This window comes from Paenibacillus aurantiacus (assembly GCF_042431225.1).
In the GTDB taxonomy this organism is placed as follows: Bacteria; Bacillota; Bacilli; order Paenibacillales; family Paenibacillaceae; genus Paenibacillus_Z; species Paenibacillus_Z aurantiacus.
This window is the reverse complement of record NZ_JBHMDO010000039.1, coordinates 203,746-219,613: the sequence shown is the minus strand read 5'-3', so window position 1 is coordinate 219,613 and position 15,868 is coordinate 203,746. Positions and strand designations below refer to the sequence as shown.

The window sequence follows — 15,868 nt, the reverse complement described above, 5'->3', positions numbered from 1 at the left end:
TTTGCGATGTATGGAGCGGCCTTTCTTATATTTGACGAACGCGAGTTAATTCACAATCTGGAAATCGTCGAAATTAACACGGCTGCCGCTAGTGCCCGCGACTAGGATGCGGAAGCGCACCGCGCCGGCCTCGTTGACGGCAATCGTCTGCTCCGACAGGGTGGATGAGCTGCTGAAGGAGGCGGAGACGTCCGTCCATGTCGTGCCGTTGTTGACCGACTTCTGCAGCTTCCACGTTGCGCCGGTATCCGACCCGAAATTGGCGTGCTTAACCTTCACGCTGAGGGCCTTGGCCGCGTTGAAGCTCATCGCGATGGAGCCGGCGGCTTTCACCCGCGCCGACTGTGCGCCGGCTTTCGGATCGGTGGACGAATTGCCGATCAGGGCATTGTCGAAATACCAAGCGCCGCTGCCAAGCGTGACGCTGCCCGCCGTATAAGCGGTCTTCGTCCCGTTCTCGAACGACTCGGACAACGAGACGGAAGTCGCGCTCGTGACGGTGACGTTGAAGGCATCGTTGACCGTGCCGCCTTTGCCGTCGCTAGCGGTCACCGTAATCGTCGCCGTACCGGCCGAGAGTGGCATGAGGGTCAGCGTCTTGCCGCTAACCGAGACGGTGGCGACTGCCGTATTGCCCGATGAAGCCGTAAGCGTGAGCGCATCGCCGTTCGCGTCCTGGAACGTGCCTGACGCATCGACTATGAACGCGCCGCTGCCCGCCGAAGCGGAGCGGTCCGCGATTGGCGAAGCTACAGTCGGCGCGGCGTTCGATGTCCCGCCCGCATGCGAGCCGAGGTACGTAATCGTATCGGCCGCATAGGCATCCCACTGCGAGGCGACGTACGACGTGCTGCCTGCGGTGACCGAGCTTTTGCGCACGAGCGTCTTGTCCGCGCCGAACGACGTGCCCGCAGTGCCGACGACGTCGATCGCCGAGCCGTTCTGCTTGAGCGTCACGGCATCGTCGCCGTTGAACGAGAGAGAGCTGCTCGTCAAGTTGGATTTGGACAGAATCGCGCTGGATGCGCTCGCGTTCGCCACGACATAGGCGCCGCCGCTGGCGAGCGTCCCGCTCAAGGTGATCGTCGCGGTCGTGTTGGACTGCGAGATCGTATAGCCGCTCAAGTTGACCGAAGCTCCGGAGCCGTTGTAAATTTCGATCGCTTTGTTATTGCCGCTACCTTCCACGTATTCCGAAATGAAGACATTCGTGCCGGTGCCGCCTCCGCCGCCGGGAGTTGAAGCATATCCGTAGGAACCGGACTTGTACGTGGAAGAATCCCACCACTTGTACCCGGCTGCCGGGGCGGCCCAAGGCTCGGCTTGCGGTTCGCTGGACGATTGCGGCGTCTCGATGGCCAGCAGCGGCGTCGGCTGGTCGAGCGTCAGACCCGCGACCTGGTTCAGCGCGGTATAGCTCTCCGGCGTCGCCAGCCAGTTCACCATATTAACAAGCAGCTTCGCGTCGCTTACTTCCTTGAAACCGTCATAGGTCGTCTTCGATCCGCCAGTCTCCTCGCGGAGGTACTTCGGCGTCGCGTCTTCGACCGGCGAAGAGTCGCCGATGAAGCCGGCTTTGCCTGCGCCGACCTTGGAGACGGCGACGTACGGGCCTTCGGCGATGCCGCCTCCGGCATAGACGCCTTGGTCGACCGCATTGCCCCATTTGGTGGTCGTGGAAGGTAAATAGACGATCCCCTTCGCTTTGTTCGGATCGATGATCGCGAGCGTGGAACCGGCGTGCATGGCAACGGAAGTTACGCCGCTCGTAATGTTGAACGCCTGTGCAGGCGCGACGATGTTCGTGGCGCCGACGTCGCCGATCGCGTTGTAGCGGAACCGGACGCCGAAGTTCGTTCCCAGCCAGTCGGAGCTTGCGACGCCCTGCATGGCCGCCGATCCCGCTTCCTCCGCGCTCATCCCTTGAGCGGGGTTCGACCAGGCGCCGCGGCGGTAGCCGTTGAACACCTCGGAAGCGTCCCAGCGGTTCTTGTTCCGGTCGGCATTATAATGATCGGAGATGAAGAAGATGCTGCCGCCGCCCTGTACATACTGCAGCATGGCGGTCTGTTCGCTCGTCTTGTACGGTACGTTAGCCTCCGGGATGACGAACACATCATAGCCTTGCAGGTCCGTCAGGGTGATCGAACTGGACTTGCGCAATTCTTTCACGTAATAACCGTTCGTCGCCAGCGCGTTCCCGAAATCCGAGAAGCCGCCATCGATGACCCAATCCGCCGCGCCGGCGGTCTGGGCATGGGTGTTGTCGAAGAGCACTTTCTTCCCGTTCGCGGAGCCCACGGGCTGAATCACGGGAGCGGGGTCGGCAGGACCTTCAGCGAAGACGGATGGCGATAGAGGCAGCAGCGCCGCCAGAGCAACCTGTGCCGATAGCGCGGCTGCGAGATACCCCCGGACTTTTCGACTTCTAAACACCATTACTTTTCCTCCCAATTATCGGTATTCTTATACGTCTTGTAATGATGAATCTCGTATAAGTAAGCACATTCTACCATTTCTATTAGGCGGATAATGATAATAATTCATGAATGCGGCGTACCTTTTTACTTCTTGACACAAAGTTATGAGCGAGAGCAGTACGACTATTTAACATTAATGAATTTGCGTAAAGATTAATGAAAACGCTACAAAAACTTTTCGACATGTTATTGACTTTGATAAGCGCTTACAGTTAATATTCAATTAGTTAATGAACTTGTTTAAGTGTAATATAAATATTAACTATAATCAGGCAATGCCAGCCGACTTGGGGGTGAAAGAAGGGCATCGTTTCTAACCAAGACAAGGATCGCTATTAAACACAAAGGAGACCGCGTACTGATGAGAACGAAAATGAAGAAATACGCAGCCGCTACGGTGGCGATGACGATGCTTCTGCCAGGGACGGCGCTCGCTTCCGAGACCATGTCCGAGACTGCGGCCAAGAGCGATATTGCAGGTCACTGGGCAGAGAAGGAGATTGCGGACTGGGCGGCAAGCGGTCTAGTGAATGGTTACGGCGAGGGCCGGTACAAGCCGGATCAGACCATTACGAGAGCGGAATTGGCGACGCTGATTAACCGTGCATTCCAATTCAAGGCGACCAGTTCGGCGACGTTTGCCGATATCAAGGATAGCGACTTCTTTTACAAAGAAATTATGAAAGCGTTTGCTGCGGGCTATCTGAAGGGCGGTGAGCAGGGGCGCATCCGCCCGAACGCGACGATAACGAGAGCGGAAGCCGCGGTCATGCTGGTCCGCGCATTCTCGATTCAAGCTGACGCGAACGAGACGTCGACGTTCAAGGACGCGGCATCGTTGCCGGCTTGGAGCCAGTCGGCCGTGCAGGCGCTCGCCGAGGGCGGCTATATTGAGGGCTTCACGGACGGAACATTCAAACCAGCCAATTCGCTCACCCGGGCGGAGGCGGTCGTCATGCTTCGCCAACTTGCGGGTTCGGTGTTGAATAAGGCAGGCGAATTCGGCAAGTTGGACACGCGCAACGTGGTTATCAATCAAGATGGCGTGACGCTTCGCGATACGACGGTGAAGGGGAATTTGTACATTACCGAGGGCGTTGGCGACGGCGACGTGACGCTTGCGAACGTGACTGTCGAGGGTGAAGTTTTCGTCACTGGCGGCGGAGAGCACACGGTCACGTTAGCGGACACCACAATCAAATCGCTTAACGTCGACAAGGCGGACGGCAAAATCAGAATCGCGAGCACGGGCGGTACTTCGATAGACAATACAAGGCTTTCGTCCGGCGCGAAACTGGAGGAAGAGGGGGCGCAAGCAAACGGCGGGTTCAAATCCGTCGAGCTTGACTCATCGCTGCCTGGACAGTCCGCCGTTCAATTCAGCGGCGAGTTCGAACAGGTTAACGTAATGACGCAATCTTCGCCGCAGCTCAAACTGAACAGCGGGCGGATTCGAAAGCTCGTGCTTGATGGGGCGGCTGCGCTCAGCGTGGCGGAGAATGCAGCGATCGATAGCTTGGAGATCAACGTGGACAAGGAGATCCCGGTCAGCGGCAAAGGCAAAATCGAATCGACCGACAAACGGCTTATCCGGAAGGACGACAGCGGGAGTGCGACCGTCACGCCGCCAACGACGACGACCCCGGGCACGAGCAGCCCAAGTCCTGGCACGAGCAATCCGACGCCGTCTACGCCGACCTTCGGCAACGTGTCCGTGCACGATCCGTCCGTGATCAAGGATGGCAGCTCGTATTATGTCTTCGGCTCGCATATCGAAGCGGCCAAGTCGACCGATCTGATGCACTGGACGACTTTCACGAACGGCTATACGACGCCGAACAACGTGATTTTCGGCGATTTGTCCGCGAATCTGGCAGGTTCGTTCAAATGGGCGGGAGAGAACGATTCCGACAGCAAAGGCGGCTTCGCCGTATGGGCGCCGGACGTGTTCTGGAACGATAAATACGTGAACGAAGACGGCTCCAAAGGCGCATACATGATGTATTACAGCGCGTCCTCGACCTACATTCGTTCGGCAATCGGCCTCGCGGTCTCGAAGACGATCGAAGGACCCTACATCTACGCCGATACGCTCGTGTATTCCGGGTTTACCCGCGACGGCGGCAAAGACGCGAACAGCAGCGTCGACAAGAAGTGGGACAATACGAACATCAAGACGCCGGTCGACGAGAAGAAGCTGGCCGGCGAGAACGCGAACTGGTTCAACGCCGACGGCAGCTATAACAACAAGGAATACCCGAACGCCATCGACGCGACGGTGCTCGAGGACGCCGAAGGCAAGCTGTGGATGACATACGGTTCCTGGTCGGGCGGCATCTATCTGCTGGAGCTTGATCCGGCGACAGGCCAACCGATATATCCGGGCGAAGACGGCGTAACGGAGGACGGGCGCGTCATCGACCGTTACTTCGGCACCAAGATCGCAGGCGGATATTACAAGTCCGGCGAAGGGCCGTTCATCGTATACGACAAAAACACGAAATACTATTACCTCAACGTCACCTACGGCTGGCTCGGCGCGACCGGCGGTTACAACATGCGGCAGTTCCGTTCGACCAAGCCGGAAGGCCCTTATGTGGACGCGGACGGCCAGACAGCGGTGCTGCCAAGCGACACCGACAACTCGCCTTACGGCGTCAAGATGATCGGCAACTTCCAGTTCAAGCAAGAGATCGGCGATCCGGATGCGGGCCTTGGCTACGGCTACGTCTCCTCCGGCCACAACTCGGTCTACTATGACGAGACGTCGGGCAAATATTTCTTGTTCTTCCATACGCGCTTCCCGCAGAAGGGCGAGTTCCACGAGCTTCGCGTCCATCAGATGTTCATGAACAAAGACGGCTGGCTCGTGGTCTCCCCGACGCGTTACACGGGCGAAAGCGTACAGACGGTGAACGAGCAAGCAATCGCGGGCGATTATAAATTCGTCAATCACGGCTTAGCCTATTCGGGCGACATCGCGAATTCCGTGGAGATTCGTTTGAACGCCGACCATACGGTGACAGGCGCGCTGCAAGGAACGTGGGAACTGAAAGACGGCTATCGTGCGACCATCACGGCAGGCAAAGTCGGTTATGAAGGCGTATTCGTGCGCGGCTGGGACGAAGTCCGGCAGCGCGAGACGATGACGTTCACCGCGATCTCGGGCGATGGCGTAAGCGTGTGGGGGATTCGCCAGCCGGACCTCGCCGACAGCCAGGTCGTGGCGAACGTGACGAACGCGCTTACGCTCGGCGATACGTCGAACGTCATGGAGAATCTCGTGCTGCCGTCGGTTGCCGCGCGCGGGACCGAAATCGTCTGGACGACGTCAGACGCGACAGTCATCGAAGCGGATGGCACGATCCATCAGCCGGCGCAAGGCGCAGATCGCGTGAGCGCGACACTGACGGCAACGGTCAAGAAGGGCGAGACCTCCACGACGAAGACTTTCCAAATCGCAATCGCGCCATATGACCCGAACTACTGGTTAAGCGCTCATTATGCGTTCGAAAACAATCTAAAGGATGCTGCCGGCAAATCAACTGACGGGACGATCACGGGCAACCGCATTAACAACACGGGCGGAGCGATCACTTTCGGTCAAGGCGTATTCGGCCAGGCAGCCGAGTTCGACGGCGCTTCTGGCGTTAAGCTTCCGAGTGGCCTGATTACCGGGAACAGTTACACCGTGTCCATGTGGCTGAATCCGAAGGCGCACACCAAGTATACGACAGCCTTCTTCGGCGGCACGGACGGCAGCTGGCTGTCGCTCGTCCCGAGCTCCTGGGATGACAACACGATGCTGTGGTCGGGAAGCAGTCCATGGATTGACGGGACGACGGGTTCCAGAATTCCGCTGAACGAATGGCATCATGTGGCATTCACGGTCGATTCGGGAACGCTGAAAATATACGTAGACGGTGTGCAGAAATTCAATGGCACAGGCTTCCCGAATCTGTTCTCGACCACCGCCGTCTCGTTCGGTCTTGGCGTTAACTTCTGGGATACGCCGTATCAAGGCATGATCGACGAGCTGTACGTGTACAACAAAGCGCTATCCGGCGATCTCATTGCCGATCTGGCGAAGAAGCCGGCTGCACAAGATAACGGCGTCGAATAACGATCCAACCTGCATGCCCGCGCAATGAAACAGCAAGGCCAGCATCCATCGCGATGCTGGCCTTGTCGCTATTCCTGAAGCGCTGTCTCCCACGCTCGACGCAGTAATCGAACCCCGTCGTCAATCTGCTTCTCCGTCAACCCCGCGAAGCCAAGATAGATAACCGGATCTGCGGCGCCTGAACCTCCGGAATCGGCCAGCATGCCTTCAAGGTCGTATACCGCTACGCCCTGATCAGCAGCCAGCTTCACCAAGTCGGCGGCGCTGCGATTCGTCTTCACCGACACTTGGATATGCAGCCCCGCGCCTTGACCTGTCACGGCCGCATGTTCGCCGAAGTACTCGCGGATCCGCTCCAGCAGCCGGTCGTGCTTCTTCCCGTACAGGCTGCGCATTCGCCGAATATGGCGGAACCAATGCCCTTGCTCGATAAAACGAGCCATCGCCCATTGGTCGATGCGCGAGGGGGCGTCCAGCGGCAATCGCTCGGTCTTCAAGCGAGAGGCCAGCTGCTCTGGAAGGACGAGGTAGTTCAACCGCAGCGCGGGCGAGAAGGCTTTGGAGAACGTACCGATATAGATGACCCGTCCGGCGCGGTCCAAGCTTTGCAGCGAGGGGATGGGCTTGCCGCTGTAACGGAACTCGCCGTCGTAATCATCCTCGATGATGTAGGCATTCCTTGAATAAGCCCATTGGAGAAGTCGCTCGCGGTCGCCGTAGGAGAGGATGCTCCCTGTCGGGAATTGATGCGACGGCGTGAGGTAGACGGCCCCGGCATCGGTATTACCGATCCGCGCGGCAATATGCCGGGCGGGCAGCGGCAAGACGTTCAGCCCCCACTTGCGGAAGTAGTCGGGGAATGGGGCGAAGCCGGGATCCTCGCAAGCGAGCGTGCCTGCGTCGCCTAGCAGTCTCGCAAGCAACGACGCCGCGTATCGAATGCCGCTGCCGATCACGATTTGCTCCGGTGCGCAATGCACGCCGCGTGAGCGCTGCAAATAATCGGCGATCGTCGCCCGGAACGAGTACTCGCCCTGAGGGTCGCCGTATGCGCCGAGGTCCAGAGCATGGCTTTCGAGCGATTCCTGCAGGCTTCTTCGCCATAACCGGAGCGGGAAAGCTGCCGCATCGACGCGCGACGCGCGAAAATCGATGATTGGCTTCGGCTGTATGGGCAAAGGAGGCATGTTATCGGGCGAAATGAGCTCGCGCGTCGCCGTGTCATCGCCGCTGGCAATCGATTGCTGCAGCTCGTTCATGACGAACAGCCCGGATCGCGGCCGGCTGACGATGTAGCCTTCGGCGATAAGCATTTGATAGGCGGTCTCGATCGGCGTCTTGCTTATATTGAAGTGGGTCTGCAGGGCGCGAACCGATGGCAGACGGGAACCGTATAACAGCTTTCCTTCGCGAATCTGATCCTGAAGCTGCGCATACAGCTGAAGATAGAACGGCGCTTGACTGTCTTCCTGAAGATGCAGATGGAACATAGGGCTCACCTCGCCAAGCTGTCTTTTAAAATCGTAATAATCTGACCATTCCTGGCAGGGCAGATTTGGGATACGCTCATTGTAGCATAGGCTGGCTAGCGTAAGGGAGGGTAAAGTTTCATGTTAACGATTACGGAAACTAACGAGTATCTACGCCGCCTTGGGTTCGATGCCGCCGAGGAGCCGTCCCTGGATTTTCTGTTCGCGCTTCATCGCGCCCACGTCGAACGTATTCCTTGGCAGACGCTCGATATATATGCCGGCCGGCCGGTATCGATGGACCTCCGCGATTCCATTGGCCTGATGACGGGCGGCAGGAGCGGGTACTGTTTCCACTTGAACGGCGCATTCAGCGCGCTGCTCCGCACGCTCGGCTACGAGGTGTCGTGGCATCGGGCGGGCGTTCAGCCGGTCGGACGGGAGCCTGGCGTCAACAATTTTCATCTCGGTTTGACGGTCGCGTTGCCGGACGGGAGTGGCAATATGCAGCGGTTCGTCATCGACGTCGGACTCGGCGACATGCCTTTCGAGCCGATCCCGCTGGCATTCGGCCGATACGAGCAGGGGCCGTTCACCTATGAATTGAAGCCATCGGTGGTCGCGGAAGGCGGCTGGAGGCTTGAGCATGAACCGCTTCATGGGTATATCGGCGTCGATTTTGCACCGGAGACCGTCCATGATCTGGCGTTGTTTCATCCGAATCACGCGCATTACAGCCGTTCGCCGGAGTCGCCATGGATGAATCTGTTCCTCATTCGGCAGCGGGGCGAGCAGGGGATGAACGAGCTGCGTGGCTGCGTATGGAAAGCGTGGGGGGCAGACGGATGCATCTCGACCGAAGTCGTGCGGAAGAACGAATGGCTGGCGCTGCTTGCCGATGTGTTCGGGGAACGGTTCACTCACTATTCGAGCGAAGAGCGGGATGCCATCTGGGGGCGCGTGCTGATGCAGCATGAGGACTGGAAGCGGGAACGGGAGCAGAAGCAGAAGGTGGATCGCTAATTAGCCATAAATACCCGAACAAGCCGGCCAATTGGCCGGCTTGTTCGTTCCTTACGACGATCTTGCGAAGATGTTATCGGAGTGTATGCATCTCGCTGATCTCGGCAAGGGTACTGAGGGAGGCATGCTCGCGATTTTCGGGCATGCTAAGAATGGCGATAGATTCGCTAGTTATCGCGCCGGCTCGGCTCGCTTTGCCTTTGTTGATCATCAGCGCGAGCAGCAGCATCGTTACGGGCATGGAAGCCGCTGGCGCGGCCACGAAGACTTCTTCCCATTGCGGCCCGAATTTGTTCTTGTATTCGTAGAGACCTTTGAAGTTATAGAACCGGTTCCCGTATTTATAAATAAGCCGCGCGATCGTGGAGTCGCCCGCATTCGCAAGCGGAGCCATGCCAAGGCTGCAATGGCGGTATCCCGCTTGCTTGGCCCATTGGAACAGCAAAATAAACAACACGTCCATCGTCCCGTGCACGCAGCCTGCGCGATGGCGCATCAGATCGATCGTCATATGCGCGCCAGCCTGATCCGATTGAACCGACGGCTGATGTTCTGCGCCGCCTAGCGTAGCGAACGCCGTGATCGTACCGTCTTCTTCGCGCAGCACGGCAATCGGGAATCGCTGAACGTACGTCTTAGAGAACGCGCCGACGGAGAAGCTTTTCTCCTTCCGTTTGCCGAGCCATTCTGCCGATATCCCGGCGATTTCTTCCATGAATGCTTGCGTATATGGCGGGCGGAGCACTTCCAGGCGGCATCCGTTACGTTCGAATTTGTTCACGCGAGTACGCAGCTTAACCCACGGCTTGCCGGTCGTATGAAATCCTTCCAGATCGATTCGCGCTTCTTCCCCGAGCTTGATCGCGTTCAAGCCGCAGGCGCGGTATTCCTCGAGCATGGCAGGCTTCACCTGATAAAATACGGGGATTTTGCGCTGCTTCTTGCAGGCGCGCGCGAATTCGCCAATCAACCCCAAGGCAGCTTCAGGTTCTCCGATCGGATCGCCAAGCACGACGCTTCGATTATGAAACTCGCGGTAAACGAGAGCAGCTTTGCCGCTTTTGGCCCAGAATAACCGCTTGTCCCCCAAAAAATAGAGGTGCGAATGTCCGTTGTGGCCGTACTCGCGCAGTAATTGATCGAGCGAACGGAACTCTTGACTGTTCTTCACGTATTGTTCCCCCTATCGCTGAAATGCTATTCTCCCGACTGACCCGGTATGTTCGATACTATTATTACGTCATCCGGTCGTCCGATTGATAGATGAAATGTTTGGAGATCCACGAAAATCCCGTTTTTCGGTTCGTTTCCGCACGTCTTCGTGGTATACTAGTGCCTATTGCGAGATTCGGGCGAGAGCTGCGGATAGAGAAGAGGAATATTGAATATGGCTAAAGCGAAAGTCCCGAAGCGCCCCACGCGAGATGAATTCGTGCTGGAGGAGCTTGGGAATCAATTAACGGAAGCATATCAGGAAAGCTCCGTCATCTTGCTAACGGTGTGGGGACGCGAGGAGTCGGTACGCGGTCAAATCGTCAAGATGGATTCCAGAACGGGCCGAGTTCACGTCGAAACCGCCGATGGCACGGACAAGGTGCCTTTCATGGACATCATGAGCGTGAACTATCCGAGAGATTAAGCAAACGACAGGGGAGACATCGCCGCACGAGGAAGGCGCGTCAGCTCGACCCGGGGAGGTTAAACGATTGCAGCTTCATTTTGATCGCTGCCCGCAGTGCAAGATAACGATCGGCTGGTCGGAGCACCAGGCCGAGTCGGACCGCTGTCCGTATTGTTTCACCCCGATCGGGCAGGACTGGCGGCGGACGGCCGAGGCGGAACGATTGCCGCTGCGGACCCCAGAGGATTACGGCCGTCTGCTGGACGACTTGGAAGTGATTCATTACGAAGACATCGAGATGGCGATGCGTGTCGGACAAGCCGCATGCGAGTTGACTTGCGCCGATCTCACGCCCGCCTATAACAAACGCGCGCAGCTGATACAAGCCAACGCCGCGATGCGAGCTGGCGATCTGGCCGAAGCTGGTCAGACGATTCGCCGGATTAAAGCATGGGCGGAGCGGAATCAAGACATGGCCGTGCTGGCCCGAAGCTGCCGGCATCTGTCGGGGTTCTTCTTCCGTCTTGGCGATATGTCGAGCGCCTTGGAGCATGCGCTGCATTCGCTTGAATATCTGCCCGAGGGAGCGCTGCCTCAGACGCGCGGCAACCATCTGATGCTGCTTGCGCTCACGCTCGACGCGAATGGCGAATACGAGGAAGCGCGGCGGCGGTTCGAAGAAATCATGGCCATTAACGCCGCCATCCATCATGTCCAGCAGGAAATGTACGTCTTGAACAATATGGCGTACACCCGTTGCGAAGCCGGCGACATAGAGGAAGCGGAGCGGCTTTCGACGCGGATGGTCGCGTTCGCCAAGCGGCACGACATTACGCTCGTACCCGCGCATCTGGATACGATCGCTCGCATCGAGCTGGTAGCGGGTAGGCCGGCCGAGGCGGAACGGACGCTGCTTCCGCTGCTGGATGCGTACCGGGACGGACGTAAGCTGGGCGACTTATTCGCGATATTCGAATGCCAAATTACGGTCGCCGAAGCGCAGCGGCTGCAAGGGCATTACGATCATGCACAGGAGACGCTGGACGAAGCCCGCGACAACTGTATGAGGCACGGCTTCCAAGGGTTCCTGGTCCGAATCCGGCTGGAGCAAGCCCAGTTGTATGCCGCCATGGACCGATATAAGGAAGCGTACGAGGAATATCGGGGGTACCACGCGGATGCCGACGAGCTGCGGTCTTCCGAACGCGAAGCAAGATCCCGCATTCTTCATGCCGTCTTCGAGACGGAAGAAGCGCGCCGCAGCAGCGAGCGGTTCCGGGAGATGGCCCAGCGCGATCCGCTCACCGGCCTTTACAACCGGCGCGTGATCGCCGACCGGCTTGATGCCGTGCTGATGACCGCCACGCATGGTCAAGATGTGACGGTCGTCCTCGTGGACGTGGATCACTTCAAACGGATCAACGATACCTTCTCCCACGGTACAGGCGACCAGGTCCTTGTTCATTTCGCCAAAATATTGGATGCGGCGGCGATCGATCCGGCCAAAGCCGCTAGGCTCGGAGGCGAGGAATTTCTTCTCATCTGTCCCGGCTACGACGCGCGCAAGGGCATCGAATTCGCGGAACGGCTAGGCGAGGCGATTCGTTCGGCGGATTGGAGCGGAATCGAACGGGGGTTGGCCATAACGGCAAGCCTGGGTGTGTGCACAGCCGCGGCAGGCATGGCCACGAGCGCCGAGCTGCTGGCGGAAGCCGATCGGAACTTGTATGCCGCCAAGCGCGGGGGACGCGACAAGGTTGTCGCGTCGCGGATCGGTGAAGAATAGGGCTTAAGCATGACGCCGGATCGTCGCTTGTTGCGCGGACGGCGTTTTTTCGCGCCTCTAGGCATGGAGCGGTTAATCGCTTACACTGAAAAGTATAGATGCTAGAGAGGGGAACTTGACACATGAGCCAATTCCTGCGCCGCCAATGGACCCGGATCATCGAGATGCGCATGGAGCGTAAGCTGCTGCTCGTATTCCTTCTGCTGGTCACGATGCCGCTGACGTTCATCAGCTATTTCTCTTACGTGAATTACGCCGAGTCCACGCAGCGGACGGCGATTCGTTATTCAACGAACATGCTGGAGGGCATGATGGGGCGGGTTGATGATTACATCGAGGACATGGTCAACATGACTTCCGTCCCGGCCTACCAAGACGACATTAAGTTCAATCTATCCCGTTCGAACGCCTATTACGCCCAGCGCAAGCAGATCGGTGATAACGGGAACGCGGCTGCGGCGCCGGCATTCGATCAGCTGCTGCAAATTCAGCGGGGGATTCAAGGCAACGTCTCGTTCATTAACAACATCAAGCGCGGCGCGACGTCGGTCTATATTTTCGATTTGTATGGGAACGCTTACAGCCAAGCGCAATCCGGCGGTCTTCGTCAGAACCTGGCCGACAGCTACCGGGCCTGGGAGTCGGCGGCGTCGGAATCCGGCGGGGAAGCGGTGCTGATCGGCACCCGCAAATACGTCAGCACGCTGAATAGCGAGAAATACGCGTTCACGGTCGTCCGCAAAATTATCGACAAAGCGCTGCAGCCGATCGGTCTGATCGCGGTCGACGCGGATATGACGGTCATTCAAGACCAAATCAAGACGCTGGATAACGTCACCCAAGGTCAGACCGTCATCGTGGACAAACAGGGACGTATCATCTACAGCGCGGACCGGAGCCAAATGGCAGCAGACATCGCGGGCGATCCGATGTTCGCGAGCGCCGCCGGCGATCGCGGCAGCTTCTATGGCGAGCTCGCGGGTGAACGCCAGCTATTCATCTATATGACAAGCCCGAATACGGAATGGAAGGCGATCGCGGCCATTCCCGAACGGGCGCTGACGAAGGACTCGAGAGTGATTCGCAATGTGACGTTGGCCGCTACGCTCGCGACGGTCGCCCTTGCGCTGCTCATCTCGACGCTTGTCTCGTTCGCATTGACCAAGCCGCTGCGCAAGATGATGCAGCTTATGCGCACCGTGCAGGACGGGGATTTTCGGGCGAAATTCCAGGTGCGGTACGGCGACGAGATCGGCCAGTTGGGCAGGCAGTATAACCGGATGATCGCGCGCATCGAGGAGCTTATCCAGGATATATTCCGGAGCGAGAACCGCAGGCGGGAAGCGGAGATGCATGCGCTGCAAAGCCAAATCAATCCGCATTTTATGTACAACACGCTGGAGACGATCCGCATGGCAGCCGAATTAAACGACGACGTCGATGCGGCGGATATGATTCAATTGCTCGGCAAGCAGCTGCGCTACAGCATAAGCAACGTGAACGAAGAGGTTACGCTCGAACGCGAACTGCTCCATGTCAGCCATTACGTGCAGCTGCTGAATCGCCGTTATCCGAACCGCTTCCGGTTGCAGACGCGCATTCCTCCCGAGCTGCTCGCCTACCCGATGGCCAAGCTCCTGCTGCAGCCGCTTGTGGAGAACGCGACGCTGCACGGCTTGGACGATGCCAAACCGTTCATGGCGCTCGATATCGAGGTGCGCCAGAAGGAGCGTTACGTGGAGATCACCGTCATGGACGATGGGCTCGGCATGGAGCAAGAGACGCTCGAGCGGCTGCGGGACAAGCTTACGCGCGGAGCGCCGGAGCGCGAAGAGGGGATCGGGCTAATCAATGTCAATGAACGGATCAAGCTGCACTGGGGCCAAGCGTACGGCATCGCGATCGAGAGCGAGGCCGGGCTATTCACGGCGGTGACGATGCGGCTGCCGTCCATGGCTGTCGCGCGCGTCGAACAATCGGATTTCGGTAAGAGTCGAGAGGAGAGAGGAGGGGAAGCAGGATGAACGTGGTTGCGCGATATGTGAAGTGGACCGCGTCCGTCGTCGTCGCGGGAATGCTTGCGACCGGGTGCAGCGGGCCCGAGAACGCGAATATTCCAGCGAACAAGGAACCGGCGGACGGCACAGTCGTCGAATCGGCCGTCCCGGCTGACGCGCTTACGGTGCTGACCAATCGAATCGATCTAGTCGAGAACGGCACGATGGATGAATACGCCCGCAAGTTCGAGCAGTCGCATCCGGGCGTGGATATCCGCTTCGAGGGTTTGACCAATTACGAGAGCGATGTCATGATGCGGCTCGCCACGCGAACCGCCGGCGATGTGCTGCTGCTGCCGAACCAGCTGTCGACGAAGGAGCTGTCCGGTTATTTCGAACCGCTGCCTGCCTCCATGTTCGAGAACGTCCATTTTGCCGATTTCAAATCGTTTCAAGGCAAGCGTTACGGCATCGCCACCGGCATCTCGTCGGACGGCATCGTGTACAACAAGGAGGCGTTCGCCGCGGCGGGAGTGACGGAGGTGCCGCGGACGTTGGATGAATTCTACGAGGCTTGCCGCAAATTGAAGGCGAAAGGCATCGTGCCGGTCTATATCAACTATGGCGCGCAGTGGCCGATGACGGAGTGGGGCGAGAGGCTGGTCAGCTTCATGACCGGCGATCCGAATACGCTGAACAAGATGGCGGAGACCGACGAACCTTGGCGGATGGACAATTCGTGGGGGAAGGCGTTGACGATCGCCCGAACGCTCATCAACCAAGGATATACGGAACAGGATTTGATGACCAACAGCTGGGAGACGTCCAAGGCCGAGATAGCCTCGGGACGGGCGGCGATGTACTTCCTCGGCAACTGGTCGATCAAGCAGGTCATCGACGCGGGTGCGAAGCCGGAGGACATTGGTTTTTTTCCGTTCCCGTATGATAACAACCCGGATCGCAGATATGCGCCGCTCTCGCCGGATTGGTTCGTCGGCATCAGCAAATTCAGCGAGAACAAGCAGCTCGCTGAGGCGTGGGTGACGTTCTTCGTGCGCGAATCGGGTTACGTAGAGCAATCGGGCTTCTTGTCGGTGGAGACGAACAAAGAGCCGACGCTGCCGCAGTACAAGGAATTTCTATCCTACGATCCGATTCTGCTGGAGAGCACGATGCCCAGCGAGACGTTCCTGTCGACCGCCAACAAGGCGAAGATTGCATTCTGGTCGGGGGATTTCATCCAGGAGCTCGTCGCGGCCAAGGATCTGAGCGAGGGCTTCCGGACGATGAACGACCTGTGGAAAGAAGCAAGGGCAAGACGGTGACTGGAGACTGCGTTCGCTAAGACCGTCGGGACTTGGAATGTCCG

Annotated in this window: 9 protein-coding genes; 6 read left to right on the top strand and 3 right to left on the bottom strand. The window is 58.3% G+C overall.

Going from position 1 to position 15,868, the window contains the following annotated elements:
- Positions 1-45 precede the first annotated feature (45 nt).
- Positions 46-2,439, bottom strand: a complete 2,394-nt coding sequence (locus ACFFSY_RS24775) for a lamin tail domain-containing protein (protein WP_377499166.1) — start codon at positions 2,437-2,439, stop codon at positions 46-48.
- A 402-nt stretch (positions 2,440-2,841) separates the two neighbouring features.
- Between ACFFSY_RS24775 and ACFFSY_RS24770 the strand changes: the two genes are divergently transcribed.
- Positions 2,842-6,603, top strand: a complete 3,762-nt coding sequence (locus ACFFSY_RS24770; protein WP_377499164.1) for an S-layer homology domain-containing protein — start codon at positions 2,842-2,844, stop codon at positions 6,601-6,603.
- Between the two features lie 68 nt (positions 6,604-6,671).
- Here the strand turns inward: ACFFSY_RS24770 and pdxR are convergent, their stop codons facing one another.
- Positions 6,672-8,093 (bottom strand): MocR-like pyridoxine biosynthesis transcription factor PdxR, encoded by a 1,422-nt coding sequence (gene pdxR / locus ACFFSY_RS24765; protein WP_377499162.1) that lies wholly within the window; start codon positions 8,091-8,093, stop codon positions 6,672-6,674.
- A 120-nt stretch (positions 8,094-8,213) separates the two neighbouring features.
- On the opposite strand from pdxR, the gene ACFFSY_RS24760 reads away from it, so the two are divergent.
- Entirely contained in the window at positions 8,214-9,095 is an 882-nt protein-coding gene (locus tag ACFFSY_RS24760) for an arylamine N-acetyltransferase family protein (RefSeq protein ID WP_377499160.1), read from the top strand.
- Positions 9,096-9,168: 73 nt separating this feature from the next.
- On the opposite strand, the gene ACFFSY_RS24755 is transcribed toward ACFFSY_RS24760, so the two are convergent.
- Positions 9,169-10,266, bottom strand: coding sequence for a phosphatidylglycerol lysyltransferase domain-containing protein (locus ACFFSY_RS24755; protein WP_377499158.1), 1,098 nt, complete (start codon positions 10,264-10,266; stop codon positions 9,169-9,171).
- 216 nt (positions 10,267-10,482) lie between these two features.
- Between ACFFSY_RS24755 and ACFFSY_RS24750 the strand changes: the two genes are divergently transcribed.
- The 4 genes from ACFFSY_RS24750 to ACFFSY_RS24735 all read left to right on the top strand — a co-directional run bounded on the left by ACFFSY_RS24750 (position 10,483) and on the right by ACFFSY_RS24735 (position 15,824).
- Positions 10,483-10,734, top strand: a complete 252-nt coding sequence (locus tag ACFFSY_RS24750) for a YolD-like family protein (protein ID WP_377499156.1) — start codon at positions 10,483-10,485, stop codon at positions 10,732-10,734.
- Between the two features lie 67 nt (positions 10,735-10,801).
- Positions 10,802-12,502, top strand: a complete 1,701-nt coding sequence (locus ACFFSY_RS24745; protein ID WP_377499154.1) for a sensor domain-containing diguanylate cyclase — start codon at positions 10,802-10,804, stop codon at positions 12,500-12,502.
- 122 nt (positions 12,503-12,624) lie between these two features.
- A complete protein-coding gene (locus tag ACFFSY_RS24740) occupies positions 12,625-14,526 on the top strand; it encodes a cache domain-containing sensor histidine kinase (RefSeq protein ID WP_377499152.1) in 1,902 nt (633 codons plus the stop codon).
- The gene (locus ACFFSY_RS24735; RefSeq protein WP_377499150.1) at positions 14,523-15,824 is read left to right on the top strand and encodes an ABC transporter substrate-binding protein; all 1,302 of its coding nucleotides are present in this window, start codon (positions 14,523-14,525) and stop codon (positions 15,822-15,824) included. The genes ACFFSY_RS24740 and ACFFSY_RS24735 overlap by 4 nt, the downstream gene beginning before the upstream one ends.
- Positions 15,825-15,868: the final 44 nt, after the last annotated feature.